23 protein-coding genes, 1 tRNA gene and 3 pseudogenes are annotated in these 25,650 nt (G+C 45.7%); 18 read left to right on the forward strand and 9 right to left on the reverse strand.

The features are described from left to right. Positions 1 to 72: 72 nt before the first annotated feature. Positions 73 to 1,161, reverse strand: a complete 1,089-nt coding sequence (locus tag I2G42_RS08735; RefSeq protein ID WP_117804710.1) for an MFS transporter — start codon at positions 1,159 to 1,161, stop codon at positions 73 to 75. A gap of 356 nt (positions 1,162 to 1,517) precedes the next feature. On the opposite strand from I2G42_RS08735, the gene I2G42_RS08740 reads away from it, so the two are divergent. From I2G42_RS08740 to I2G42_RS08790, 11 genes are all read left to right on the forward strand, one after another. Continuing rightward, entirely contained in the window at positions 1,518 to 2,654 is a 1,137-nt protein-coding gene (locus I2G42_RS08740) for an aldo/keto reductase (protein WP_226906298.1), read from the forward strand. Positions 2,655 to 3,044: 390 nt separating this feature from the next. Further along, positions 3,045 to 4,001 (forward strand): substrate-binding domain-containing protein, encoded by a 957-nt coding sequence (locus I2G42_RS08745; RefSeq protein WP_195530971.1) that lies wholly within the window; start codon positions 3,045 to 3,047, stop codon positions 3,999 to 4,001. A gap of 188 nt (positions 4,002 to 4,189) precedes the next feature. Further along, on the forward strand, positions 4,190 to 5,044 hold the full coding sequence (gene pstC, locus I2G42_RS08750) for a phosphate ABC transporter permease subunit PstC (RefSeq protein ID WP_226906297.1): 855 nt from the start codon (positions 4,190 to 4,192) through the stop codon (positions 5,042 to 5,044). After that, entirely contained in the window at positions 5,034 to 5,936 is a 903-nt protein-coding gene (gene pstA, locus I2G42_RS08755; RefSeq protein ID WP_226906296.1) for a phosphate ABC transporter permease PstA, read from the forward strand. Before pstC ends, pstA begins: the two co-directional genes overlap by 11 nt. Before the next feature lie 20 nt (positions 5,937 to 5,956). After that, positions 5,957 to 6,709: a phosphate ABC transporter ATP-binding protein PstB gene (gene pstB, locus I2G42_RS08760; RefSeq protein ID WP_117802078.1), complete on the forward strand. Its 753-nt coding sequence runs from the start codon at positions 5,957 to 5,959 to the stop codon at positions 6,707 to 6,709. Position 6,710: 1 nt separating this feature from the next. Beyond that, entirely contained in the window at positions 6,711 to 7,355 is a 645-nt protein-coding gene (gene phoU, locus I2G42_RS08765; RefSeq protein ID WP_118697653.1) for a phosphate signaling complex protein PhoU, read from the forward strand. Positions 7,356 to 7,358: 3 nt separating this feature from the next. Next, a complete protein-coding gene (locus I2G42_RS08770) occupies positions 7,359 to 8,030 on the forward strand; it encodes a winged helix-turn-helix domain-containing protein (RefSeq protein ID WP_022462258.1) in 672 nt (223 codons plus the stop codon). Between the two features lie 9 nt (positions 8,031 to 8,039). Continuing rightward, complete coding sequence (locus I2G42_RS08775; RefSeq protein ID WP_118594997.1) at positions 8,040 to 9,698, forward strand: sensor histidine kinase; 1,659 nt, start codon at positions 8,040 to 8,042, stop codon at positions 9,696 to 9,698. Positions 9,699 to 10,137: 439 nt separating this feature from the next. Further along, complete coding sequence (gene malQ / locus I2G42_RS08780; protein ID WP_195530972.1) at positions 10,138 to 11,619, forward strand: 4-alpha-glucanotransferase; 1,482 nt, start codon at positions 10,138 to 10,140, stop codon at positions 11,617 to 11,619. 98 nt (positions 11,620 to 11,717) lie between these two features. After that, complete coding sequence (locus tag I2G42_RS08785) at positions 11,718 to 12,752, forward strand: LacI family DNA-binding transcriptional regulator (protein WP_117802081.1); 1,035 nt, start codon at positions 11,718 to 11,720, stop codon at positions 12,750 to 12,752. 168 nt (positions 12,753 to 12,920) lie between these two features. Beyond that, positions 12,921 to 15,185, forward strand: a complete 2,265-nt coding sequence (locus I2G42_RS08790) for a glycogen/starch/alpha-glucan phosphorylase (protein ID WP_055227980.1) — start codon at positions 12,921 to 12,923, stop codon at positions 15,183 to 15,185. A gap of 73 nt (positions 15,186 to 15,258) precedes the next feature. On the opposite strand, the gene I2G42_RS08795 is transcribed toward I2G42_RS08790, so the two are convergent. The 3 genes from I2G42_RS08795 to I2G42_RS08805 are packed head-to-tail and all read right to left on the reverse strand — an operon-like array spanning position 15,259 to position 17,154. Further along, positions 15,259 to 16,092, reverse strand: coding sequence for a hypothetical protein (locus I2G42_RS08795; RefSeq protein ID WP_195530973.1), 834 nt, complete (start codon positions 16,090 to 16,092; stop codon positions 15,259 to 15,261). Continuing rightward, positions 16,086 to 16,784 (reverse strand): ATP-binding cassette domain-containing protein, encoded by a 699-nt coding sequence (locus I2G42_RS08800; RefSeq protein WP_055227982.1) that lies wholly within the window; start codon positions 16,782 to 16,784, stop codon positions 16,086 to 16,088. Before I2G42_RS08800 ends, I2G42_RS08795 begins: the two co-directional genes overlap by 7 nt. After that, positions 16,777 to 17,154, reverse strand: coding sequence for a GntR family transcriptional regulator (locus I2G42_RS08805; protein ID WP_022462266.1), 378 nt, complete (start codon positions 17,152 to 17,154; stop codon positions 16,777 to 16,779). Before I2G42_RS08805 ends, I2G42_RS08800 begins: the two co-directional genes overlap by 8 nt. Positions 17,155 to 17,356: 202 nt before the next feature. Here I2G42_RS08805 and pepF point away from each other — a divergent pair, with 202 nt between their 5' ends. From pepF to I2G42_RS17090, 4 genes and pseudogenes are all read left to right on the forward strand, one after another. Continuing rightward, positions 17,357 to 19,165, forward strand: a complete 1,809-nt coding sequence (gene pepF, locus I2G42_RS08810) for an oligoendopeptidase F (RefSeq protein WP_227093653.1) — start codon at positions 17,357 to 17,359, stop codon at positions 19,163 to 19,165. A 339-nt stretch (positions 19,166 to 19,504) separates the two neighbouring features. Beyond that, on the forward strand, positions 19,505 to 20,269 hold the full coding sequence (locus I2G42_RS08815; protein ID WP_022462268.1) for a nitroreductase family protein: 765 nt from the start codon (positions 19,505 to 19,507) through the stop codon (positions 20,267 to 20,269). Positions 20,270 to 20,646: 377 nt separating this feature from the next. After that, a tRNA-Gly gene (locus tag I2G42_RS08820) sits at positions 20,647 to 20,718 on the forward strand. Between the two features lie 449 nt (positions 20,719 to 21,167). Then, positions 21,168 to 21,236 (forward strand): annotated as a pseudogene (locus I2G42_RS17090) (IS200/IS605 family transposase); the annotation flags it as partial. A 260-nt stretch (positions 21,237 to 21,496) separates the two neighbouring features. Here the strand turns inward: I2G42_RS17090 and I2G42_RS08825 are convergent. From I2G42_RS08825 to I2G42_RS08845, 5 genes and pseudogenes are all read right to left on the reverse strand, one after another. After that, positions 21,497 to 21,826: a hypothetical protein gene (locus I2G42_RS08825; protein WP_003127052.1), complete on the reverse strand. Its 330-nt coding sequence runs from the start codon at positions 21,824 to 21,826 to the stop codon at positions 21,497 to 21,499. Positions 21,827 to 21,839: 13 nt separating this feature from the next. Continuing rightward, the gene (locus tag I2G42_RS08830; RefSeq protein ID WP_003127053.1) at positions 21,840 to 22,049 is read right to left on the reverse strand and encodes a helix-turn-helix transcriptional regulator; all 210 of its coding nucleotides are present in this window, start codon (positions 22,047 to 22,049) and stop codon (positions 21,840 to 21,842) included. A 1-nt stretch (position 22,050) separates the two neighbouring features. Further along, positions 22,051 to 22,365, reverse strand: coding sequence for a DUF6442 family protein (locus I2G42_RS08835; protein ID WP_003127054.1), 315 nt, complete (start codon positions 22,363 to 22,365; stop codon positions 22,051 to 22,053). A gap of 144 nt (positions 22,366 to 22,509) precedes the next feature. Further along, positions 22,510 to 22,599, reverse strand: a pseudogene (locus I2G42_RS16820) (conjugal transfer protein); the annotation flags it as partial. A gap of 140 nt (positions 22,600 to 22,739) precedes the next feature. Next, complete coding sequence (locus tag I2G42_RS08845) at positions 22,740 to 23,375, reverse strand: helix-turn-helix domain-containing protein (RefSeq protein ID WP_003127055.1); 636 nt, start codon at positions 23,373 to 23,375, stop codon at positions 22,740 to 22,742. Between the two features lie 496 nt (positions 23,376 to 23,871). Here I2G42_RS08845 and I2G42_RS08850 point away from each other — a divergent pair, with 496 nt between their 5' ends. The 3 genes and pseudogenes from I2G42_RS08850 to I2G42_RS08860 form a co-directional block, all read left to right on the forward strand. Continuing rightward, positions 23,872 to 24,933 (forward strand): replication initiation factor domain-containing protein, encoded by a 1,062-nt coding sequence (locus I2G42_RS08850; RefSeq protein ID WP_256756141.1) that lies wholly within the window; start codon positions 23,872 to 23,874, stop codon positions 24,931 to 24,933. Next, positions 24,933 to 25,136: an excisionase gene (locus I2G42_RS08855; RefSeq protein WP_002610247.1), complete on the forward strand. Its 204-nt coding sequence runs from the start codon at positions 24,933 to 24,935 to the stop codon at positions 25,134 to 25,136. Before I2G42_RS08850 ends, I2G42_RS08855 begins: the two co-directional genes overlap by 1 nt. A 78-nt stretch (positions 25,137 to 25,214) precedes the next feature. After that, positions 25,215 to 25,595, forward strand: a pseudogene (locus I2G42_RS08860) (integrase DNA-binding domain-containing protein); the annotation flags it as partial. Positions 25,596 to 25,650 lie beyond the last annotated feature (55 nt).

Below are 25,650 nucleotides of genomic sequence, written 5' to 3' on the forward strand. Positions count from 1 at the left end.
ATTTTTTGAAAAAAACGCTCATCAGCAAAAAACTGATGAGCGTTTTTTTCAATGTAAGTAAATTTTTGACGATCACATGATCCATCCAAATACGGTGGAAAGGACGATCATAATCATAGAAAAGACAAACGAGTTCACCGACATCAGCGTCGCCCGCTGCCTGGACGGGATCATGTCATTGAGCAGAATATCGGTCCGGACTTCAAGAAAATCATCGGAAAAGGATCCGATAAATCCGCCGAAGACCATAAGGGCCGGCAGTCCGGTAAAGCTCATAAGAAAGGCGAAAAGTACACCGATCGTGCCAAACAGCAGAATCGCGCGGTAGCGGTATTTGTGAAAGTATGCCGTCATCCGCGATCCCAGTGCCGCGCCGAGTCCCATCACGAAGAGGGCAGGTCCAAGCAGCGCGCTGTTCATGCCGGTGAGTGGCAGCTTCGCCTGTAAAAAGAAGAGAACCAGCGTAGAAACGGCACCGATGAGTGCGTTCACCAGCATAATATTTCTTGCTTTTTTCTCACGGACAAGAAACTGCCAGCTTTCCTGCACAACCGAAACGATTTCCTGTCCAACAGGATAATGAACTGGTGTTGCGTCCGTTTTTACTTCCGCAAGGCGGAATGAAATGCCAAGCGCAATCAGCCCGAAGAAGAGATCAATCGCATACGCGCGCCGGTATCCCAGCCACAGGGCAAGGCCTGCGCAGAGCGTTGCGGTGGAATTGGTGATACGGTACAGCATCATTTCGGTAGAAGAAAAACGGGCATAAAACCATTCGTCCCCGTTCTGCTTCAGACTGTCATACGCAAGTGCCTCCCGTGTGCCGGATGCAAGGTTATAGCTGAGCGCACTGCATCCAAGCGCAAGCGCCGTTGTAGCAAAGCCGGTGGAAAAAATCATCAGCGTACCGGAAATCAGGGAGGCCATCTGACTTGCAATCAGCGTTTTCCGTCGCCCGAAAACATCGGCGACAACGCCGGAGGGGAGTTCAAAGCAGAGGCTCACGATATGGAAAATACTTTCGAGCATCCCGATCTGCAGCAGCGAAAATCCACGGAGTGCGAGCAGTGCAACCCACGAAGCCGCCGCAATCTGAAAATAGCCGACCGTGGTCATAAGATATAAAGTTCGTATTTGTTTTCTGGTATTTTTCTCAGACATAAAAAAATCTCCTTGTCAAAATATAGTAAAATTCTGATGGGGAGATACGTGCATTTTCTGTGTGATTTTAAGAATACAAGATGTGAAGTTTACTTAAAAAAGAGCGCACTATCCCCATAAACAGCTGAAACATCGCCATTTGTGAGGTGAAGAAACTGGTTTTTCCAGATCATAGTGCTACTCCTTTTGTAATCATAATTTTTTATCAGAATACCACCGGAAACGGAAAAAGTCAAAGAAAAATTTTGACGAAAATAAAAAAAACTATTGACTTTCAAGTATACTTTAATGCTACAATTTTCTCAACAATACTGAGGAAACGAAGGTTTTCCGCGGAAAAGAAAGGGGATTTTATCATGAGTGTAGATGTAACAAAAATGCCGAAATTAGGATTTGGCATGATGCGCCTTCCGGAGAAGGACGGAGAACTGGATTTGGAGCAGATCTGTAAAATGGTCGATGCGTACCTTGCCTCCGGAATGAACTATTTTGACACCGCCTATATGTACTGCGGCGGAAAATCGGAGAGCATCGTGAAAAAAGCGCTGGTAGAGCGTCATCCGAGAGAAAGCTTTACTCTGACAACCAAACTTCCGCAGTGGATGATGGACGAGGGCATCGAAGGCCGTGACCGCATTTTCAACGATCAGCTCGCGCGCACCGGAGCAGGCTACTTTGATTATTACCTGCTGCATAGCGTAGAAGACGGCGCAAACTATGAAGGCTATGTGAAATACGACTGTTTCAACTGGGCCAAGAAGAAAAAAGAAGAGGGATTGATCAAACACTTTGGTTTCTCCTTCCACGGAACGCCGGAGCTGCTTGACAAGATTCTCTCCGAGCATCCGGAGGTCGAAATTGTCCAGATCCAGATGAACTATGCTGACTGGGACAATCCGCTGATCCAGTCCGGACGTCTGTATGAGGTGCTTCGGAAATACGATATGCCGTTCCTTGTTATGGAGCCGGTAAAGGGCGGTTCCCTTGCATCAGCAGGCAAAGAGATTGAAGCAGAGATGAAACGCGTTCATCCGGATGCATCGATTGCGTCCTGGGCACTCCGCTTTGCGGCTTCTCTCCCGGGTGTTGCAACCGTGCTCTCCGGTATGTCAAACGAGGAACAGATGGAGGATAATATCAAAACCTTCCGAAATTTTGTACCGTTAAACGAGGAAGAAAAAGCAGTGATCGCCAAAGCACAGGAAGCGCTGAAAAAGAGTCCGGCAGTTCCATGTACCGCCTGTCGTTACTGTTGCGACGGATGTCCGATGGGAATCGCGATTCCAGATGTATTCAAGGCATTGAATACCATCCGCCTGTATGGAGAAGAAGACCGCGCGAAAAATTATTATAAAAAGCTGCTGGAAACATCGGGAAAAGCAGAAGACTGCGTGCAGTGCGGTCAGTGTGAGAGTGTATGCCCGCAGCATCTGCCGATCATTGACCTGTTAAAAGAAGCGTCCGAAAAGCTTGACGTGCCGGTGACGGAATAAGAGGATTGCGAATATCCGCTTTTGCATATGCTTTAGAAAAAGGCTCCCCGGAATACTCTGAAAAAAGAGTATTCCGGGGAGCCTTTTTTTCTATGGGAAATCTTGTTGGAATTTCCTGCGGAGAAAAAGATCCTTTGGGCAGGATCGCACTGCGCGGAAAAAATGTGCCACTTGCGAGAGATGTGACGGAGCGGTTTACGACCGGAAAAATGGAATGTAAAAAAGGAAAAACTCATGTTTTACATAAACTTAACATCTCTGAGATTTTGCATTTTACACGCCGTTGTTATGATGATACCTGTAAAAACGAAATGTAAAAAACATCGGGATTGCGATTTTACAAAATAGAAATCACAAAAATCCCGTGTGAAAAGAGGAGAAAAGAATATTATGAAGAGAAAAGTAATCGCAATCACCTTAACCGCAATGATGGCTGCAGGAATGCTTGCAGGATGTGGAAACAGCGACAGCAGCAGTTCTTTGGCAGCAGACACTACAAAAGAGGCTTCCACAACAGAGGCAGATGGCAGCACAGCCGGTGACAGCACCGCAGCAGGCGGAGATTTCTCCGGACAGATCAGCGTGATCTCCCGTGAGGATGGTTCCGGTACCAGAGGTGCATTCATCGAGCTGTTCGGTGTAGAAGAGAAAAACGATGCAGGTGAGAAAGTAGACAATACCACCGTTGATGCACAGATCACCAACAATACTTCCGTTATGATGAGCACAGTGGCAGGTAACCAGTACGCAATCGGTTATATCTCCCTTGGATCCTTAAATGATGAAGTCAAAGCACTGAAAATCGACGGAGCAGAGGCAAGCGCAGAGAACGTAGAAAACGGTTCCTATAAAGTAAGCCGTCCGTTCAACATTGTAACAAAAGACGGTCTTTCCGCAGATGCGCAGGATTTCATGGACTACATCTTAAGCACCGACGGACAGCAGGTTGTTTCAGATGACGGATATATTGCAATCAAAGATACCAAAGCCTACGAAGGAAACTGCAGCGGTGAAAAGGTTGTGGTAGCAGGATCTTCCTCTGTAACACCACTGATGGAAAAATTAAAAGAGGCTTATACAAAAGTAAATTCAAACGCTAACATCGAAGTACAGCAGAGCGATTCCACAACAGGTATCACTTCCGCAAGCGACGGTCTCTGCGACATCGGTATGGCATCCCGTGACTTAAAGGATGAGGAGAAATCCTCAGGGCTTACCGCAACCGTAATCGCAACCGACGGTATTGCTGTCATCGTAAACAAAGAGAACCCGACCGACGGGCTGACCAGCGATCAGGTAAAGAGCATCTATGTTGGCGACACAACCGACTGGGCAGATGTAAAATAAAGAATATATAAAGCAATGGAAAAAGAAGTAAGGGCGAACAATGGAAAATCGCTCTTACTTCCGTATCCAAAAATGTTCAGAAAAAGAAGCTGTCTTTCGGAACGTGCTTGAAAAAGCAGTTCGTAAGAAAAAACGAAAGTCTTTTTCAAACACGCTCCGCGAAACAATGAAATGAAAGGATTTATCTTATGAAACTAAGAGAAACGATCATGAAACTTGTATTCCTGATTGCGGCATGCTGCTCCGTACTGGCTGTTGCACTGATCTGCATTTTCCTGTTCATGAATGGCGTTCCTGCCATTTTTAAAATCGGACCGCTGAAATTTTTGACCGGTACCGTGTGGAAACCGGGAAACAATATTTTCGGCATCCTGCCGATGATTGTCGGCAGTATCTGCGTGACCGGTCTTGCAATCCTGATGGGTGTGCCGGTTGCCATTCTTACTTCGGTGTTTCTTTCTCGTTACTGTCCGAAAAAATTTTACGGCATCTGTAAATCAGGCATTAACCTGATGGCTGGTATTCCATCTATCGTATATGGATTTTTCGGACTGGTTGTAATCGTCCCATTGATGGCACAGCTGACCGGAAAAAACGGAAACACAATGCTGACGGCATCCATTCTTTTGGCCGTTATGATTCTTCCGACCGTGGTCGGTGTAACAGAATCCGCCATTACGAGTGTTCCGGAATCCTACTATGAAGCAAGCCTTGGTCTTGGTGCCACGCATTCCCAGAGTGTTTTCTTTGCAGTTGTCCCGGCAGCAAAATCCGGAATCCTGGCAGGTATCGTGCTTGGCATCGGACGTGCCATCGGAGAGACAATGGCAGTGATTATGATTGCCGGAAACCAGCCTCGTATGCCAAAAGGAATCACAGAAGGCCTTCGTACCATGACAGCCAATATTGTACTGGAGATGGGATATGCATCCGGACTTCACCGGGAAGCGCTGATTGCAACGGGTGTTGTGCTGTTTGTCTTTATCCTGCTGATCAATTTATCGGTGTCTATGCTGAACCGGAGGGTACCTTATGGTGATTAAAGGAAATGGAGCTGTAAATACAATGGAAGCTGTAAAAATAAATACAAAAGAAAAAGAAAGAACAAAGGTTACGTATCACAAAAGTGTTTTTTCCTCCGTGCTGACCGGAATTACCTGGGGAGCAGCCATTCTTGCACTTGCCGTTCTGGTTTTCCTGGTTGGATTCATTCTGATTCGTGGCGTGAAAAACCTGACACTGGAGCAGTTTGCCTGGACCTATAATACAGAGAATGTTACGATGCTTCCGGCGATCATCAACACTGTTACGATGACGGTACTTTCCCTTCTGCTTGCTGCGCCGCTTGGCATTTTCTCGGCAATTTATCTGGTTGAATATGCCAACAAGCGCGGAACGCTGGTTGGCCTGATCCGGATTACTGCAGAGACCCTTTCCGGTATTCCGTCGATCGTTTACGGTTTGTTCGGTATGCTGTTTTTTACGAAAACCCTGAAAATGGGATACTCGATGATGTCCGGTGCCTGTACCCTTGCCATCATGATTCTTCCGCTGATTATGCGAACAGCAGAAGAAGCCTTAAAATCGGTTCCGGATTCCTATCGGGAAGCAAGCTTTGGACTGGGAGCCGGAAAGCTTCGTACGATTTTTAAAATTGTTCTTCCATCTGCCGTACCCGGCATTCTTTCCGGTGTCATTCTTGCGACAGGCCGTGTCGTAGGAGAGACGGCAGCGCTTCTTTTCACAGCAGGAACGATTGCAAAGGTGGCAGGCCTTATGGATTCCGGCCGTACCCTTGCCGTTCATATGTATGCACTTTCCAGTGAAGGCCTTTATATGAATCAGATGTATGCAACCGGCGTCATCCTGATGCTGATTGTCCTTCTGATCAACGGCTGTTCCGGAATGATTGCGAAGAAAATTGCAAAGAAATAAAAGAGAGACGAGGAAAAAACATGAGTAAAATAGATGTATCCAATATGGATCTTTATTACGGAGACTTTCATGCCTTAAAAAATATCAATCTGAGCATTGATGCCAATGAGGTGACGGCTTTTATCGGACCTTCCGGCTGTGGTAAATCGACCCTGTTAAAATCCATCAACAGAATGAACGATCTCGTTCCGGGCTGCCGGATCACCGGTGAAATGCTGTTGGACGGAGAAAACATCTACAGCGGAAAAATGGATGTCAACGGACTCCGCAAACGGGTCGGCATGGTATTTCAGAAACCAAATCCGTTCCCGATGAGCATTTACGACAACATTGCCTATGGACCGAGAACCCATGGTGTCCGTTCCAAAGCAAAGCTGGATGATATTGTGGAGCAGTCTCTTCGACAGGCGGCAATCTGGGATGAGGTGAAGGACCGTTTGAAGAAAAGCGCACTTGGCATGTCCGGCGGACAGCAGCAGCGTCTTTGCATTGCGCGTGCCCTTGCCGTACAGCCGGAGGTTCTTCTGATGGATGAACCAACCTCGGCACTGGATCCGATTTCTACGTCCAAAATCGAAGATCTTGCGGTAGAACTGAAAAAAGATTATACTATTATCATGGTAACCCACAATATGCAGCAGGCAGCCAGAATTTCCGACAAAACCGCATTTTTCCTGTTAGGAGAGGTAGTAGAATACGGAGAGACCGAACAGATCTTCTCCATGCCGAAGGATAAACGGACAGAGGATTACATTACAGGGAGGTTTGGCTGATATGAGGGAAAGATTTGAGCAGCAGATGGAAATTCTGCACACGGAGCTGATTGAGCTTGGCGCACTCTGCGAGCAGGCAATCGGACGGACATATGAGGTTCTGCTGGAGGGAAACCAGAGAGCGGCAGAAGAGATTATCAAAAAAGACCAGGTTGTCGATGCGAAAGAACGGGAGATCGAGGATCTCTGCTTCCGCATCATTTTACAGCAGCAGCCGGTAGCACGTGATCTGCGCCAGGTATCTGCGGCATTAAAAATGATTACCGATATGGAGCGGATCGGAGACCAGGCAGCGGATATTGCGGATATCGTAAAAGTAACGAGTCTTGGTGTGCCGGATGCAAGCATCCGTCTGAAGGATATGGCGAAAGTAACAGCTTCTATGGTAACAAAATGCATCGATGCATACGTTAAGCAGGATCTGAAGCTTGCACGGGAGGTTATCGATTTCGATGATATCGTGGATGATCTTTTTGATGAGGTCAAGGATGAAATTCTGCAGGGTATGCGAAAGGGAATTACCACAGATGTCCAGTCTCTGGACTATCTGATGATTGCAAAATATTATGAAAGAATCGGTGACCATGCAACAAACATTGCGGAATGGGTTGTGTACTCCATTAACGGTCACCATAAAGGGGAATAACAGATGATCTACTGCGTGGAAGATGAAAGAAATATACGGGAACTGATCGTATACACACTGGAATCGAGCGGTTTTACCGCAAGAGGCCTGGAAAGCGGAAAAGAGCTGAATGCAGCTATTGCAGAACAGCTTCCGGATCTGATTCTCCTGGATATCATGCTTCCGGGAGAGGATGGTCTTGAAATTCTTTCACGCCTCAAGGCATCGGAAGTAACAAAGGAAATTCCGGTCATTATGGTAACGGCAAAGGGCGCTGAGTATGATAAGGTCATGGGCCTTGACTGCGGAGCCGATGACTATATTACCAAGCCGTTCGGCATGATGGAATTTATCGCAAGGGTACGTGCCGTGCTGCGCCGTGCCGGAAAAGAAGAGAAGGAAAACGATGTGCTGGAGACCGGGGATCTGCAGATCCAGGTGAAACAGCATCAGGTTCTGGCCAAAGGGGAGAAGGTTACCCTGACCTTAAAAGAGTTTGAACTGCTGAAATTTTTAATGGAAAATAAAGGAATTGTCCTTACGAGAGACCGTCTGCTCGGCCATGTCTGGGGCTATGATTTTGACGGAGAAACCCGTACGGTAGACGTTCATGTGCGTACACTCCGCCAGAAGCTGGGCGAATGCGGCGAGCTGATCGAGACGGTCCGCGGCGTGGGATACCGGATAGGAGGCTGAGAAAGTAAGATGCGTAAAAAAGTCTTTCAACATGCGGGAGCGTTGATTATCGCTGCGATTATCCTGACTTTTTTCACCATGAGCTGGGCAATGTACAACAATACGGCGGAGCAGCTTCGTGTTTCGGTGAGAAATGAATGTGAGTATTACAGGTATTTTCTGGACAAGATGGGTGATGACAGTCTGGATAAACCGGCCGGCAAGATTACGGCAAGCCGGGTTACCCTGATTGACACGGACGGAACCGTTCTGTTTGATTCGGTCGAGGATGAGAACATGATGGGAAACCATTCCGGGCGGCCGGAGGTGATTGAGGCGGAAAAGACCGGGGAAAGCAATATTTCCCGTTATTCCGAGACCCTGCGGAGCAAAACATATTATACGGCATTGCGCCTGGACAATGGAAAAATCATCCGTGTTTCCCTGACAACAGACAGTGTGTTCGGTGTGATGCTGCGGAATATATGGCTGGTGGTTGTACTGATTGCGGCAGTCCTTGTCGTGGAGCTGCTGATGGTCAGCCATATGACAAAGGCGCTTGTAAAGCCGATCAATGAGATTGATCTGAATCATCCGCTGGACAACAAAGCGTATGAGGAATTGAGTCCGCTGCTTGGAAGAATTCATCAGCAGCAGAAGCAGATTCAGCAGCAGATGGAGGAGCTCCGCCATAATCAGGAGGAGTATCTTGCCATCACGGAATATATGAAGGATGGTCTGATCGTGACAAACCAGTCGGTCGTACTTTCCATCAACCGTTCGGCACAGAATCTGTTTGATGTGACAGCGGAGGAGTGCATTAACCACAATATCGTGACAGTCAGCCGCAACGAGCAGCTGAAGGAGGCACTGGATCATGCGCTGGAGGGCAGTTCCGAGGAACGGATGCTGGAGATAAATGGAAGAGTCTATCAGCTTCTTGCAAATCCGGTGCGTGTGGACCGTGTTGTATCCGGTGCGGTCATCCTGGTGCTGGATGTGACGGAAAAACAGAAAGCCGAGGTGATGCGCCGTGAGTTTTCAGCCAATGTGTCACATGAGCTGAAAACACCGCTGATGTCGATTTCCGGATATGCGGAGATCATCGAAAATAACATGGTAAAACCGGAGGATATTCCCAAATTTGCGGGCAGAATCCACAGTGAGGCGAGCAGGTTAAGCTCTCTTGTCGAGGATATTATCAAGCTGTCCAGACTGGACGAGAACGACCAGTCGATCCCGATGGAGGAAGTGGATCTGATGCAGATCTGCCGTGATGTCGAGGGACATCTTTCCATACGGGCAAAGGAGCAGCAGGTGAAGATGACACTGAGAGGAGAGAGCTGCCGGATCAAAGGTGCACGGCAGGTTCTTTATGAGATGATCTACAATCTCTGCGACAATGCGATCAAGTACAACCGCAGGGACGGTGAGGTCGAAGTGACGGTTTCCCGCGGAAGAAACGGACGGGCAGTGGTATCTGTGGCAGATACCGGAATCGGAATTGCAAAGGAAGATCAGGAGCGGATCTTTGAACGGTTCTATCGTGTAGATAAGAGTCATTCCCGTGAAACGGGAGGTACGGGACTTGGACTTTCCATTGTGAAGCATGGAGCGATTCTTCATGATGCGAAGATTAAAATTGAGAGTACACTTGGAACTGGAACAAAGATTATTCTGGAGTTTTAAGTGAAAAACAGATACCGCAAAAGACAGCATGCGGGGACAGAACCTATATGGGAGGCTTGAAAAATTCATGATTTTTAAGTGACCAAAGCGGTTCCGTCCCCGCATGCTGTCTTTTTATGTATGGCTTTGCATCGTTACAAAAATGCAAATTCGTTGTTTTGAATAAACAGAGTATTCAATATTTGGTAAATATGATAAGGGGGTTGGGGGTTGTTTTTTGATGCAGAGTATGGTATTGTAAATATAACGAGTTCCGGAAACGTTACCGACACCGTTTCCGGAAATACAGACGAGATACCGACAGCCCTGTTTTTACGAAACAAAATGAGCTGGCTATAGGGGTTGCATAAGTTACAATTTGCTGCGTATCCGTGAACAGGAATTATGTATTTGTGGGGTCGGATGGATAGAAAAAACGACAAGGAGAAAGGGTTAAAAAATGAGAGCAAGTGGTATTTTACTTCCGGTAGCTTCGCTGCCGTCCCGATATGGAATCGGATGTTTTTCGAAAGAAGCATATGAATTTGTGGATCGCCTGGAGGAGGCCGGCCAGAGCTACTGGCAGATTCTTCCACTTGGACCGACGGGATATGGAGATTCGCCGTACCAGTCGTTCTCTACTTTTGCAGGAAATCCATATTTTATTGATCTGGAGACCCTGGTAAAAGAGGGACTTCTGACAGAAGAAGAGTGTGATGCGTGCGATTTCGGCGACAATGCAGAGTATATTGATTACGAAAAGATTTATCTGTCCCGTTTCAAAGTACTCAGAAAAGCATTTGAAAGATTTGCGGCAGATGACGTATATGATGCATTTGTATCGGAAAATGGTTACTGGCTGGAAGATTATGCGCTGTATATGGCGATTAAGGATGCACTCGGCGGAATCAGCTGGAGTGAGTGGCCGGCAGAATTAAAGGACAGAGAAGAAGCAGCACTGAATCAGAAACGGGAAGAACTTGCCGAGGAGATTGCATTTTACAAATTCCAGCAGTTTATATTCCTGAAACAGTGGAAAGCACTGAAGGCATACGCAAATGAAAAGGGTATCCGTATCATCGGTGATATTCCGATTTATGTTGCATTTGACAGTGCCGATACCTGGGCAAATCCGGTTCTGTTCCAGTTTGATGAGGACAACCAGCCAAAAGCAGTTGCCGGATGCCCGCCGGATGCGTTCTCCGCAACCGGACAGCTCTGGGGCAACCCGTTATACAAATGGGACTATCATAAGAGCACAGGTTATGCATGGTGGCTGTTACGTCTGGCTCACGTGTTTAAACTGTACGATACTGTCCGCATCGACCATTTCCGCGGATTTGATGAATATTATTCCATCCCGTTCGGTGATCAGACGGCAGAGCGCGGCCACTGGGAAAAAGGACCGGGCATGGATCTGTTCAACACCGTCAAAGAAAAGCTCGGCGATGTGGATGTCATCGCAGAAGACCTGGGATATCTTACCGAGAGCGTGATCGAAATGGTGAAAGAATCCGGCTATCCGGGTATGAAGGTGCTGCAGTTTGCTTTTGACTCCCGTGAGGCGAGTGATTATCTGCCGCACAATTACGAGAGAAACTGTGTTGTCTACACCGGAACGCACGACAATGATACCATTCTTGGATGGTATTATGTCATGAGTGAGGAAGACCGCGAATTCTCCAAAGAGTATATGGGAAATGCAAAGAGTACCGACGAGGAACTCCCGTGGGATTTCATTCGCATGTCAATGGAGAGCGTGGCAAATCTGGCTGTCACTCCGATGCAGGAATTTTTAGGTCTTGGAACGGAGGCAAGAATCAACTATCCGTCCACACTTGGAAATAACTGGAAATGGCGCCTGCTTCCGGGACAGTTTACACCGGAAATGGCAAAGAGAATTCACCGGCTGACACAGATTACAGCACGTATTGCAAAATAAAAATACGCGCCGGAGAGAAAGCAAAACAGGCCGGGAAAACAAGCCGGAAGAGATTCCGGCAGAACAGGTACAGAGTTTAAAGGAGAGGCCTGCAGAATATGGAACAGGTAACAATCAGGGACATTGCCCGCAAATGTAAGGTAGGCGTGAGTACCGTATCGAGAGCGATGAACAATCATCCGGACATCAATCCGGAAACAAAAGAGATGATCTTAAAGGTGATTGCCGAATCGAATTACGTACCGAACAACAGTGCCAGAAACCTGAAGCGGTCGAATGCCAAAGCGATTGCCATTCTGGTAAAAGGCATGGACAACATGTTCTTCAACAACATGATCAGTGTGATTGAAGAGGTTGTGCGAAAAAAGAAATACGCCTGCATTATTGAGCGAGTAGAGGAAAAGGCAAATGAGGTAGACTCCGCGATCGAGATCGTCAAAGAAAAACGGCTGCGCGGCATCATTTTCCTCGGCGGAAACTTTACGCATCCGCATGAGAAAATGGCGCAGATCCCGGTTCCGTACGTGATCAGTACAATCGGGGCGGTTTCAGACGGAGGAAAACCGTGCGCGAGCGTATCGGTCGATGACTACAGGGAAAGCTATAAGATGGTAGATTATCTCTGTGGTCTCGGGCACCGGCGCATTGCCATCATTACCGCCTGCGAGGACGACATCAGTATCGGACGCCTCCGTCTGAATGCGTACCGCCAGGCTTTACTGGATCATGGGATACCTTATGACCCTGATCTGGTATTTCATATGACGAAGGACGACACGTATTCTTTCGCCACAGGGTACAAGATAACAAAAGAAATTCTGGAAAAAAAGACGGAGTTTTCCGCGCTGTATGCCACCGCGGATACGCTGGCAATCGGTGCGTGCCGTGCCTTAAAAGAGGCCGGGCTTACCGTGCCGGATGATATTTCCGTTGCCGGATTTGACGGAATTGATGCGGGAGAGTATTATATACCCAGTATCACAACGATCCGTCAGCCGGTGGAGCAGCTTGCCGCAGAGACGGCGAAGATGCTGTTTTCCTTAATTTCAGGAAAAGAAGAACCCTGCAGCAAAGTATACGATGGGGAACTCGTCGTAAGGGAATCTACGAAGTCGCGGATCGCGCAGCAGTAAAATATTTGCTGTTTCGCTGCCCCCAAAAGTGATTCAGAAGTGAACCGTCCCATTCAGGGAAAAGCTTTGAATGGAACTGCGAAAGCTGCCAATTGCAGGAAATCTGGAATGGCAGCGCAACTAAATGACACTGTGGGAATTTATCCACAGCAATACGAGGAGAAAAAAATGGAAGAAAGAATTCAGGCAATCTTAAAAGAGCGTTTTGGAAGAGATCTGGACAACTGCACAAAGAGCGAAATCTTTGAAGCCCTGATGGTTATCACCAAACAGGAGATGGCAGGTCGCAAAAGAAACACCGGAAGTAAGAAGCTGTATTATATTTCAGCAGAGTTTCTGATCGGAAAACTGCTGTCCAATAACCTGATTAACCTTGGCATGTACGAGGAAGTTGAAAAAGCACTTGCAGCTCACGGAAGAGAGCTGACCGAGATCGAGGAGATGGAAATGGAGCCGTCCCTTGGAAACGGAGGTCTCGGCCGTCTGGCAGCATGCTTCCTTGATTCTATCGCAACGCTTGGCCTGCCGGGAGACGGTATCGGCCTTAATTATCACTTCGGTCTGTTCCGCCAGCTTCTGGTCGACCACAAACAGAAAGAAGTGAAAAATCCATGGATCACAAATGAGAGCTGGCTCGTCAGACAGCCGGTATCCTTTGCAGTTCCGTATAAAAACTTCACGATGCATTCTACCCTGTATGATATCGACGTACCGGGTTACAACAATGGCTGTAACCGTCTGCATCTGTTCGATGTAGATACGGTAGACGAGAGTATCGTTCCATCAGACAGCATCAACTTTGACAAGCATCAGATCCAGAAAAACCTGACACTGTTCCTCTACCCGGATGACAGCGACCGTGCCGGACAGCTGCTTCGTATCTACCAGCAGTATTTCATGGTCAGCAACGGCGCACAGTTTATCCTCATGGAGTGCGAGCAGAAGGGCTACGATCTGCATAAGCTGTATGATCACGTTGTGATCCAGATCAACGATACTCATCCGTCCATGGTCATTCCGGAGCTGATCCGTCTGCTGCAGGAGAGAGGCTTTACCATGCAGGAAGCCATCGATGTTGTAAGCAAGACCTGTGCTTACACCAACCACACCATCCTGGCAGAGGCACTGGAAAAATGGCCGATCGATTACCTCGAGGAGGTTGTTCCGCACCTGATGCCGATTATCCACGAGCTGGACGCACAGGCAAAGAAGAAATACAAAGATGAGAAAGTAGCGATCATCGATAAGGATCAGCGCGTCCATATGGCACACATGGATATCCACTACGGATTTTCTGTTAACGGCGTTGCAGCACTGCACACCGAGATCCTGAAAAACTCCGAGCTGAAACCGTTCTACGATATTTATCCGGAGAAATTCAACAACAAGACAAACGGAATCACTTTCCGCCGCTGGCTGCTGCACTGCAACCGTGAACTGGCACAGTATATTGAGAGCCTGATCGGACCGGGATTCAAAAAAGATGCCGACGAGCTGGAAAAACTGCTTAAATACAAAGACAACAAGAAGGTTCTTGCAAAACTTGAGGAGATCAAACACAACCGCAAACTGGATCTCAAACAGTTCCTGTATGAGACACAGAATATCGCGCTGGATGAAAATTCCATCATCGATGTACAGGTAAAACGTCTTCATGAGTACAAACGCCAGCAGATGAATGCCCTGTACGCTATTTACAAATACATGGATATCAAGAGCGGAAACAAGCCGAAAACCCCGATCACCATGGTATTCGGTGCAAAGGCTGCACCGGCTTATATCATCGCAAAAGATATCATCCATCTGATCCTGTGCCTGCAGGAGCTGATTGATAATGATCCTGAGGTAAGCCCGTACTTCAAAGTGATTATGCTTGAGAACTACAACGTATCAAAAGCTGCAAAGGTGATCCCGGCAGCAGATATCTCCGAGCAGATCTCCCTGGCATCCAAAGAGGCTTCCGGAACCGGAAACATGAAATTCATGCTGAACGGTGCCCTGACGCTTGGAACAGAAGACGGTGCAAACGTTGAGATTGGCGATCTTGTCGGAAAAGAGAACATCTACATCTTCGGAAAGAAACCGCAGGATGTCATCGACCTGTACGCAGATGCTGCTTACTGCTCAAAAGACATCTATGACGAAGATCCGGAGATTGCAAAGCTGGTTGATTTCATCGTCAGCGATGAGCTTCTTGCTATCGGCGACAAGGTTTGCTTGGAGAGACTCTACAAAGAGATCTTGAACAAAGACTGGTTCATGACGCTGCTCGACCTGAAAGAGTACATCAAGACAAAAGAAAGAGTATACAAAGACTACGAGAACAAAGATGCATGGAACAAGAAGTGCCTGATCAACATCGCAAAAGCAGGCTTCTTCTCCTCCGACCGTACCATTGCACAGTACAACGAGGATATCTGGCATCTGGCATAAGTGCAGAACATGCATACAAAACGCCGCCGCAGACGATTCGGTTCGTCCGCGGCGGCGCTTTTTAATGCAATTTTTATGAAAGATTCAGCCGTCTGCTTAAGATATAGCGGCAGATCAGGAACAGAACAACGCAGAGCACCACGGTGATGATAAGTGTGGAAACCGAGGATGTGGTAACCACAGCAGTCGGTGTGGAGTCCTGGAAAACACGGACGATGCTGATTCCGCCGAAGATCTGGATCACGGTAGTCATGCCGATGTAAGAGAGGACAGCCGTCAGAATTTTGTGGCTGGATACCAGGCTTCCGATGCTGATGGCGGCATAGAACAGAAGAATGCCAAAGAACAGCGAAGCGAAGAAGCCAACGATGGAAAACAGTGCCATACCGATGTGGTTCGTGATGCCGATCAGGGAAAAAGCAGCATCGGCAACACCGGTAATCTGTGCCCAGAGATAGGACAGAAAATCGGAAAAGGTCATGGTCTTGTTGTAAAAAAGCAGGGTGTTTGCGGTAAAATACCGGATTGCGGACGGCAGAAGCAAAAAAGCGAAGGAAGCGAGAACGGAAAGTGCGTTTAAGATGCTCCATGCGCCGAAAACCAGCATTTTGGAGAGAATATGATCCGTTGCCGATACCGGAAGGACGTTGGTCAGATACCCTTCGTCGGTAAAAAGATTTTTATAGTAGCGCTGGATCATCAGCACCTGTGTCATGACGGATGCGGCGATCACAATCAAAACGTATGCAAACAGATAGAGGACGATCAGCAGATCCGGCAGCTCAGAAATATGGGAAAAGAGGAATCCGAAGCCTCCGAGAGCGCCCATGAAAATGGCGACACCGTTCAGCAGCGCCATGTTTTTCCAGCATGCTTTCCACTCATGTTTCAGACATTTTTTTAACATTTGAATACCTCCCTGAAATAAGAATCAATCGATTCACCCTCCTGCATCCGGATATCCTCAACCGAGGCGTGCAGCTTTAACTGACCCTCCTGGATAAAGATGACCTCATCGAGAATATTTTCGACATCGGAAATCAGATGTGTTGAGATGAGGATGGATGCGTCTGGTTCGTAGTTGTTTAAAATCGTAGATAAAATGTAATCGCGTGCTGCCGGATCGACGCCTGCAATCGGCTCGTCGAGGCAGTAGAGCTTTGCGCGGCGGCTCATCGTGAGGATGAGCTGGACTTTCTCTTTCGTTCCCTTCGACATCGTTTTCAAACGGTCCTTCGGGCTGATTTTTAAGGATTCCAGCATGGCATTGGCGCGGGACATGTCAAAGTCCTCAAAGAAATCGCTGTAATACGTTAAAAGATCCGAGACGCGCATCCAGCTGCCGAGATACATTTTATCCGGCAGATAGGAGACGATCCGTTTTGTCTCAATACCGGGATGATTTCCGGCGATGAGGACTTCACCCTCACTCGGGGTCAGCAGTCCGTTCAGCAGCTTTAAGAGCGTCGTCTTTCCGCTTCCGTTGGGCCCCAGCAGTCCGATAATTTTCCCGGAATCCAGGGAAAGGTTGAGATGATCGAGCGCGGTGTGGTTTCCGAAGCGCTTCGTCAGGTCTTTACACGTTACAAGTTCACTCATGATTTTCTTCCTCCTCAATCGTTTCGGCAAGTAGCTGCCGGATTTCCTCCGGGGTTATGCCGAGCTGTTTCATGTGGGCAACAAAAGCAGATACTTCTGCGGCGGCAAGTTCTTTTTTCATCTGATGAATCAACTCCTTATCTTCGGTAATAAAGCGTCCGCTGGTCCGCTGGGAATAGATCAGTCCGCTGCGTTCCAGTTCGGAAAGCGCTTTCTGCATTGTGTTCGGGTTGACGGCGGCCTCCTGCGCGAGATCGCGGACGGACGGAAGCTTATCGCCCGGCTGATAGCGCCCGGTGATGATGTCCATCTGTACCCGCTCGATGATCTGCAGATAGATCGGCCGCGAGGAATCAAGATTCCATGGCATATGGCATTCACTCCTTTTGTACTACTGTATTAATTTGATAGTACAATCATACAATCGGTTTATGGATTTGTCAAGAAAATTAAGAAAAAATTTTAGATTTAGAGGTTAAATTGTGGTAAACTAAGCGTAAGTGCGGCACATTAGTATTAGAAGAAAAACCGCAGAAATAGTTCCGTCTAAAAAGATGGATGAAGGGAGAAATATGGCAGAAATTAAACTGAAAAAAAGAGAAGAGATGGATCCGGCGTACTGCTGGGATCTTTCGAGTTTGTTTGGTAGTGATGAAGAATTTGAGAAAACAGAGCAGGAGCTTGCGAAGAAAATAGAAGCGTTCCGCGCAAAACAGGGAACAATGAAAGAGAGTGCAAAAGCGCTGTATGACGTTCTTTCCGGTCTGGATGACATCAGCCGCGTCTTTTCCAGCCTGTATGTCTATGCAAGCCAGAAATATCACCAGGATATGGGAAATCAGAAGTATCAGGGCTATGCCGGAAAGATGGACAGCATGATGGCTGTTCTTGCGGATGCCTCTTCTTTCGTAGAGCCAGAGATCCTGGAGCTTGACGAGGAGACGGTTACAGAATTTGAAAAAGCATATGAGCCGCTCCGTCTGTACGATCGCATATTAAAAGAAAATTTCCGCAAGAAAGAGCACATTCTCTCGCCGGAGATGGAGGCGGTTCTTGCAAAAGCCGGAGAGATGGCATCCAGCCCGGATCAGATTTTCTCGGCATTTTCGAACGCAGACCTCAGATTCCAGCCGGTCACGGATGAAGAGGAAAATCAGGTTCCACTGAGCCACGGCACCTTCGTCGGATTTTTACAGTCGAAGGACCGCCGGGTCAGAAAAGAAGCGTTTGAGAAGTATTATGCGGAGTATGAAAAACACAAAAACATGCTCGCCGCAACGTTCGGTGCCAATCTGAAACAGGCCGCATTCTTTGCAGATGTAAGAAAATATCCATCTGCACTGGCTGCATCGCTGGATGGCGGAAATATCCCGGTTTCGGTTTACGACAAGCTGCTCGAGGCGATTCATGCAAAAATGCCGGCGATGTACCGCTACGTGGCACTGCGTAAAAAGCTGCTCGGTGTGGATGAACTTCATATGTATGATGTTTACGTTTCTCTGACGAAAGAGTACGAGCAGAAATATACGTATGAGCAGGCGATCGAGATCGTGAAGAAAGCGCTTGCCGTGCTCGGGGATGATTATGTGGCACTGCTGGACAAGGGCTTTTCGGAGCGCTGGGTGGATGTTTATGAGAACGAAGGAAAAAAGAGCGGTGCTTACTCCTGGGGTTCTTACGATTCCCATCCGTATGTGCTGATGAGCTTTAACGGAAATATCGATTCGGTCTTCACACTGGCGCATGAGATGGGCCATTCGCTGCATTCCTGGTATTCGAACCATACGCAGCCGTTTACGTATGCGGAGTACCGCCTCTTTGTCGCTGAGGTGGCATCAACCTGCAACGAGGCACTGCTGATCCGCTATCTGCTGAAGCATGCGAAAGAAAAAGAGGAGAAGATTTTCCTGCTGAATTATTTCCTGGATCAGTTTAAGGGAACGGTGTTCCGCCAGACGATGTTTGCGGAGTTTGAGAAGCGGATTCATGAGAAGATGGCAGAGGAAGGCACGCTGACGGCGGACGGTATTTCGGAGCTGTATCTGTCGATCAACAAGGAGTATTTCGGACCGGATATGATTTCGGATCCGCAGATCGCGCTGGAATGGGCGAGAATTCCGCATTTTTATACACCGTTCTATGTATATCAGTATGCAACGGGATTTTCGGCGGCGATTGCGATCAGCAGCAAGATCCTGGCAGGGGAGCCGGGTATCGTGGAGAAGTACAAACAGTTCTTAAGCGGCGGCTGCTCGATGGATCCGATTGACCTTTTGAAGATCTGCGGCGTCGATATGACGAAGCCGGAGCCGGTGGAAGAGGCGCTGGATGTGTTTGCTTCTTATGTGGAGGAGCTGGAGAAGCTGACCGCGGAAGCGTAAGCACAGGTTTTAAAGTTGCATAAATTTGATGGGAAATATGTGTGAAAAATATACAAAATTTGGCGCGTTTTTCCCTTGAAAAAGTTTTTGGATATGTTACAATATTATTACAGAGTAAAAATGGATGAGCTGGAAATTGAAAAATATTTGCGATTAAGAGGGAGAATTTCCGTATTTCTGTCGAATGCGGAAGATTAAACGTAAATTTTTCGGAATGCGGCTTTGCTCCTGTAAAAATGGGGAGCGGGCCGCGGCCGGCTATGAAAGAAATATTACTGTTCATTCAGCAGTGAACTGTAACAAAAACAGACGGATAGCAGATGAAGTAAGGGTGAGAGTATGAATTTATATGAGGCTATTTTTGTTAGAAAATCAGTAAGGAATTATTGTTTTGATACGCTTCCGCCGCAGACTTTGGATAAGATTTGGGAGCATTATAAGGAGATGCCGGCACTGTTTTCGGGCATCGGTGTGGACATGGCGATTCTGGACAACAGAAAAGGGCAGGAGAGAATGCTCAGTATGTTCAGTGTGAAGGCGCCGTATTATATGGCTTTTTATTCGGAGGAGTCAGAACGATATCTGATGAACGTGGGTTATATTATGGAACAGATGGTGCTGTATCTGTGCAGTATCGGACTGGGAACCTGCTTTATCGGAAGTAATCGTGTGAAAAAGGCGGAGCTTGAGAAGAACGGAAAGCGGCTGGTGGGGATCGTCGCTTTTGGTAAGAGTCATGGTTCGCATACGAGACGGCAAAGTGAAGCAAAGAGACTGCCGCTGGAGGATCTTTGTGTGTTCAAAGAGGTGCCGCGGCAGTGGATGACGCAGATGCTGGAAGCGGCGAGACTGTCGCCATCCAGTATGAACAGCCAGCCGTGGAGATTTGTGGTGTATGATAACAGGATTCATATTTTCTCGAAGAAGCACAGTGTGGAGAAGCTTCGGAAGTGGGATGAGGTGAATTTCGGGATTATGTTTGCAAATATGATGGTGGCAGCAGAGGAGCTGTGGCTGGATGTTGACCTGATCAGACTCGGGGATATTTCGCAGAAAAACTTCTCAAATAATCAGTATGTGCTGAGCGCGATTCTGAAGGCGTAGAGGTGAATACGGACGACCTCGGACAACCTCGGACGACCTCGCCCGCTGCACCGCAGGTACGAAGCCACGCGAGGTCTGACGGTGGGGACGGGGGTAAAGCGTCTGGATCCGCCAGGAGGCGGATCGGCGTGAGCATGTGGGGTTGGGAGGACGGATGGAAAGGAGTCTGGATTCGTCAGGAGGGTGGTTCGGTGTGAATTTGTGGGGGGAAGACAGCTGTGCGGGTGTCTGATGGAGAGCGAAAATTGAGGGAATCGTAGATACTTTTGATTTTTTTTGAAAAAAATTGAAAATAGGTATTGACAAATGAGGGGAGTTCCTGTATAGTATCATTTGTAAGGTGCAGCGAGCACTTAGCAAGATAAAAATTAATAAATGCGCGAGTGGCTCAGGGGTGGAGTACAACCTTGCCAAGGTTGGGGTCGCGGGTTCGAATCCCGTCTCGCGCTCTACTGGAAACCGGAATGTGTAAGCATTCCGGTTTTTGCGTTGTGGAAAAATAGATGAAAAAGAAATCTTATTTTTAAAACTTAAGAATATTGCATTTTAAATTTTCATATGCTATAATGCCGATAGGCAATGAAATGAATGGCTTGCAAAGTCAACAAAAGCCCCACGAGCTGCAACTCGTGGGGCTTTCTGTGCCTTTTGGGCAAGGCGGCTTAAACCTTAGGCTGGCTGCCAGTTATTTCTTACCGCCCAGCCATTTGCAGATATAGTAGGCTACTATACTTGCCATAACGGAAAGAAAAAATGAAATGAATGAAAAGTCTAATCCCCCAGCTATGCTGGGGAGAATAGAGTAGTCGGAAGTGGTGAGGATAACAAAATAAAGCCTCCTGTGATAGAATGAGAATGGTGTCGCAAGCCAAACTCAAAATCAAAGGAGGCGGTCCAAATGGACAATAAAAGTTTATCACATACTCGTTGGAAATGCCAGTATCACATTGTGTTTATACCGAAATTTTATATCTAATTTTCGATTATCCGCATAAACACTATACTTTCAAGTATTTTGAAGTATAGAAAACCATTCATTTTACCACGAATTTACCACGATTGAATGAGCCTTGATATGATGATAAAACGACTAAGGGAGATAGCACAAATAACTGTGCCTCTCCCTATATTTTCTTTGTTTATTCCGTTGATTACTTCATTTGATTTCAAACTTTAACGCCTTTTTATATCTCGTTTTTTTATTCCTATTATATTCATACCTCAATTCTACTTTTTAAAGCTAATAAGTTTTCCGTTGTATTTTACAATGATGAATATGATATAAAACACTCCTACAACAATCAAAGTAAGCCCTATGTAGTAGCCTAATTCAGAATGAGAGATTAAATTGATAATCGGCATAGCAATAACGCCAATGCTAACCAGCAGAGAACCTATTCCTATTCTTTTTGTAAACGCTTTTTTATCTTTTGGGTTGAGATGTGTATAATGATAACTATGTAAGAAAGTAATATTTTCTTTTATACCCACTTGATAAGATAAAAATAATAAAAACAATCCCATAACTATTTCAACAACCACTTCTTCTATTTCCATAATCATACACTCCTTAATCAAAATAAAATAATTCCTCAAATTTTTTATCTAAAGCTATACAAAGCACTAATGCTAATTTTGCTGTTGGATTGAACTGTCCTGTTTCAATAGAACTTATTGTGTTACGGGAAACTCCAACCATTTCTGCTAATTCCGTTTGCGATAATTTTTTTTCTTTTCGCACCTCTTTTAATCTATTTTTTAAAATTAAATGTTCGTTCATATTACAAACCTGCTGTCAAAAATTTATAAAAGTAATACAACATAAATAGGACAAAGAATAGGGCAGTAACAAATTTAGGTTTACTTCTTGAAAGATATGCTTCATAACTCATATATCCAAATGCTACCGACCAAATAATTGTCATTATGTCATTGTAAGGTTCTTTACAAATAACCTTAATAACAAAGATTAAAATGCAGACAAGCAACACAAACATTAGCCCAAAAGATTTCCCTTTAAGTTTAATGTGTTTTTCATACTCATCAAGATATAAGTTATCTTTTTTGTTTTGTGACAGTATTTTTTCTTTATCCATTTATATTACCCCTTTCCAAAAATACCAAGTATACTTGTCATTTTTATTATAATACTCAATCTCTAAAAGTCAATGTTTTTATACTGTTTTCTTATTATTTTATGACGGCGTATTTTTTTCCATGAGATTATACGCCGTCAATAATTATGTTACAATTTTCCAGTTACTATCCTTATGGAGCATAAGCTCATACTGTGATACTTGCGTCGCCTTTGTCTGATTGTCGATAAACTCATGACACTACACCTTGTTTCCTCTTGTCTGCCAGAAACAGAAAAGAAAAAGCCCTGTCAAGAGCCTTGCCACCATTGGTGGTGCTTTGCACTCTTTACTGGGCTTTTTGTTTGCTGTATCTTCTACAAAGAGGAAAAAAGCTATTCGTCCTCATCATCAAAATGGTTATTTTTCAATACTTCCCGTAATAATTCCATATCTTCTTTTGAATTGGGGTTTATCATTTTTACGACTTGATATGGTGTCCTATATTTATGCCCCTCTATGCTTTCCCCGAACATATCCATGCTGTATAAATCATCATAGCGGTCTAACAGTTTTTGAAATTTCAAATGCTGGATAAATTCTTTGATTGGGTAAAGGTCGGACGCTACAATGCTTTTCCCGTTGATGTAGTCGGTAATATATTCCCGTAACTTCTCTAACTCATATTCCAGCCATTCTTCCTCGCTGTCAAAGAAATTGTCATAATGCCCATGTTTCAGTTCTGCATTTAGTCTTTCTTCAATTCTTAAAAACTGACAGACTTCCTTTTCGGCTTGATTAACATACTTCCATTCTCCCGATAATAATTCATTGGGCGTTACACCCAGCACGTCCATTATCTTTTCTAATGTATCAAAGGTAGGATAATTCACACCTCGTTCAATCTTGGAAAGGCTCTGCATATTGATACCGATTTTGTCCGCAAGTTCTTGTTGTTTCATTCCTCTGTGTTTTCTTATGGTCTGTATGTTCTCTCCTAAGAAACTGATTTTCTTTTCGTAATGCTCCATGACTTAGTATAAACACTCCTTTCATTGCTTTTATTGGTATTTATAAGCATATCATACTTAATATATATCTAAAAGTCAACAAAAACTTCTTGACAAGTAATTCTAATGGCGTTATTATCGTGTTAGATAGAGTGATTAAGCACGCTAGGGTTAATCACACGCTTGAGTAAGCATAGAAAAGATATATTTTCACTTTGATAGCATGAATAAGCATGGACTATCAGACCGAAAATAAGGTTTCTGACTGGGGCTGTTCCGTTTAGCCACGAGCCTTACAAGGCTCGTGAGCGTTAAGAACGGATCAGACACAGGAAGAAAGGGAACGCCTTTAGGCGTTCATAAAGGGCGTATATGTAACACCGCCCTGCGTATACATGTCATAGTACCTAGAAACTGTGATAAATAAAGGAAAAAATGCAATTTATACCCCGCAAAAAATCGGGGCATACGAAAGGAGTAATGAAGTATCGCAACACACGAAAATTTATCCGTTAAGATTGATTACATCAGCATTGTATTTGAAACCGCAACCGCAGAAGATGTCATCATGCACATTTTAGGTTTACCGACTGACATTTTCAATGTCTATCCGGCAAGCGTTAAATTCAAGACTTATCAAGCACGCTGGCAGATTGGAGATATTTATGTATCGGGGGACGCAAGAAAGACAGAGGACAACCCACAAGGGTTAGGCTGTTATCTTGTTATGACCGGCAGAGGTTGTGATGATATTTTCCGTATTCTCGACAGTAGGAATTATACCTTTGGGGATATGTTCAAACATTGTGAGCGAAGATACGGACTGGATAATTTCCATTTCACAAGGCTTGATATTGCCATTGATGATAAGAACGAAAAGCCATTCTTTACCATAGAGCAGATAAAGAAGAAATGCGAAAAAGAGGAATTTATCTCGAATAGTGAGGGCTACCACTTTGATGAAAGCAAGTTTGATGATTTCGACACCGCAAAGACTGTTTATATCGGTGCTGGTAAATCGGGATTGTCTTACCGCTTTTATGACAAGGATAAGGAAGTATGTTCAAAACATAATAAGACACTTAATGAAGTCGGCAGTTGGAAACGGACAGAAATGCAACTGCGTGATGATAAGGCTCATGTCTTTGCCATGACATTCAAAGACAGACCGCTGGAACTTGGGAAACTGGCTTTCGGGTTATTGGCAAACAACCTACGCTTTGTTGTGCCAAACAGAAACGAAAGTAATAAAAGCAGATGGAAAACGTGTCGGTTTTGGGAACGCTTTTTAGGGGCTGTGGAAGTCTTGAAACTGCAAGTACCAAAACAGCAAAATTCCCTTGAGGAAACACAGCAATGGCTCACAGAGGGTGGCGTGATTTCTGCTGTCAAAAGTTTCTATTTCTTGGAAGAACATGACGCATTAGGTGGACTGGAACGGGTGGGAACTATGCTTGATAAGGCAAGATACAGCACTTCCCTTTCCAGTAAACTGACCGCCCATTTACAGAGGATAAACCGCACCGACCTTATCCCCTATATCCAGTATGACACGAAACATGGGAAAGGGGGTATCTGATGAATAACAACGATATTCCCGTATGGGAAAAATACACCCTTACCATTGAAGAAGCGTCAAAATATTTCCGTATCGGAGAAAACAAGCTAAGACGCTTGGCAGAGGAAAACAAGGACGCTGGCTGGCTCATTATGAATGGCAACCGCATACAGATTAAACGCCGACAGTTTGAAAAGGTCATTGATAAATTGGACGCAATCTAATGCAAATGAGCCTTGTATGTGTTATGATGAACACAAGTCATATCAAGGCTCTTTCCAACAAGGAAAGGAGCAGACACCATGAAAGAAAAAAGACGGGATAGCAAAGGACGTATCCTGCATACTGGAGAGAGCCAACGAACAGACGGGAAATACTTATATAAATATGTGGACGCATTTGGAAACACAAAATATGTGTATGCCTGGAGATTGACACCCACAGACCCAACACCAAAGGGAAAACGGGATAAACCCTCACTTCGTGAACTGGAACAGCAGATAAGACGGGATATTGAGGACGGTATCGACAGCACAGGCAAGAAAATGACGCTTTGCCAACTTTACGCCAAACAGAACGCACAGAGGGCAAACGTGAAGAAAAGCACACAGAAACAACGGGAACAACTCATGCGGTTATTAAAAGAGGACAAGTTAGGTGCTAGAGCGTGTTTGAAAATTAAAAATTGCACAAAACATATGTTTTTATGCCCTTTTTCATGATAAAATAAAGAAAAAG

The sequence above is a fragment of the Fusicatenibacter saccharivorans genome (assembly GCF_015557635.1).
GTDB lineage: Bacteria > Bacillota > Clostridia > Lachnospirales > Lachnospiraceae > Fusicatenibacter > Fusicatenibacter saccharivorans.

Bases quoted from the DNA above. Each gene is read 5' to 3' on its own strand.
- I2G42_RS08745 (WP_195530971.1), top strand. From the start codon at position 3,045: ATGAAGAGAAAAGTAATCGCAATCACCTTAACCGCAATGATGGCTGCA.
- I2G42_RS08800 (WP_055227982.1), bottom strand. From the start codon at position 16,784: ATGAGTGAACTTGTAACGTGTAAAGACCTGACGAAGCGCTTCGGAAAC.
- I2G42_RS08815 (WP_022462268.1), top strand. From the start codon at position 19,505: ATGAATTTATATGAGGCTATTTTTGTTAGAAAATCAGTAAGGAATTAT.
- malQ (WP_195530972.1), top strand. From the start codon at position 10,138: ATGAGAGCAAGTGGTATTTTACTTCCGGTAGCTTCGCTGCCGTCCCGA.
- phoU (WP_118697653.1), top strand. From the start codon at position 6,711: ATGAGGGAAAGATTTGAGCAGCAGATGGAAATTCTGCACACGGAGCTG.
- I2G42_RS08855 (WP_002610247.1), top strand. From the start codon at position 24,933: ATGAATAACAACGATATTCCCGTATGGGAAAAATACACCCTTACCATT.
- I2G42_RS08825 (WP_003127052.1), bottom strand. From the start codon at position 21,826: ATGGAAATAGAAGAAGTGGTTGTTGAAATAGTTATGGGATTGTTTTTA.
- I2G42_RS08785 (WP_117802081.1), top strand. From the start codon at position 11,718: ATGGAACAGGTAACAATCAGGGACATTGCCCGCAAATGTAAGGTAGGC.
- pstB (WP_117802078.1), top strand. From the start codon at position 5,957: ATGAGTAAAATAGATGTATCCAATATGGATCTTTATTACGGAGACTTT.
- pstC (WP_226906297.1), top strand. From the start codon at position 4,190: ATGAAACTAAGAGAAACGATCATGAAACTTGTATTCCTGATTGCGGCA.
- I2G42_RS08775 (WP_118594997.1), top strand. From the start codon at position 8,040: ATGCGTAAAAAAGTCTTTCAACATGCGGGAGCGTTGATTATCGCTGCG.
- I2G42_RS08795 (WP_195530973.1), bottom strand. From the start codon at position 16,092: ATGTTAAAAAAATGTCTGAAACATGAGTGGAAAGCATGCTGGAAAAAC.
- I2G42_RS08830 (WP_003127053.1), bottom strand. From the start codon at position 22,049: ATGAACGAACATTTAATTTTAAAAAATAGATTAAAAGAGGTGCGAAAA.
- pstA (WP_226906296.1), top strand. From the start codon at position 5,034: ATGGTGATTAAAGGAAATGGAGCTGTAAATACAATGGAAGCTGTAAAA.
- I2G42_RS08770 (WP_022462258.1), top strand. From the start codon at position 7,359: ATGATCTACTGCGTGGAAGATGAAAGAAATATACGGGAACTGATCGTA.
- I2G42_RS08845 (WP_003127055.1), bottom strand. From the start codon at position 23,375: ATGGAGCATTACGAAAAGAAAATCAGTTTCTTAGGAGAGAACATACAG.
- I2G42_RS08790 (WP_055227980.1), top strand. From the start codon at position 12,921: ATGGAAGAAAGAATTCAGGCAATCTTAAAAGAGCGTTTTGGAAGAGAT.
- I2G42_RS08835 (WP_003127054.1), bottom strand. From the start codon at position 22,365: ATGGATAAAGAAAAAATACTGTCACAAAACAAAAAAGATAACTTATAT.
- pepF (WP_227093653.1), top strand. From the start codon at position 17,357: ATGGCAGAAATTAAACTGAAAAAAAGAGAAGAGATGGATCCGGCGTAC.
- I2G42_RS08740 (WP_226906298.1), top strand. From the start codon at position 1,518: ATGAGTGTAGATGTAACAAAAATGCCGAAATTAGGATTTGGCATGATG.
- I2G42_RS08735 (WP_117804710.1), bottom strand. From the start codon at position 1,161: ATGTCTGAGAAAAATACCAGAAAACAAATACGAACTTTATATCTTATG.
- I2G42_RS08805 (WP_022462266.1), bottom strand. From the start codon at position 17,154: ATGCCATGGAATCTTGATTCCTCGCGGCCGATCTATCTGCAGATCATC.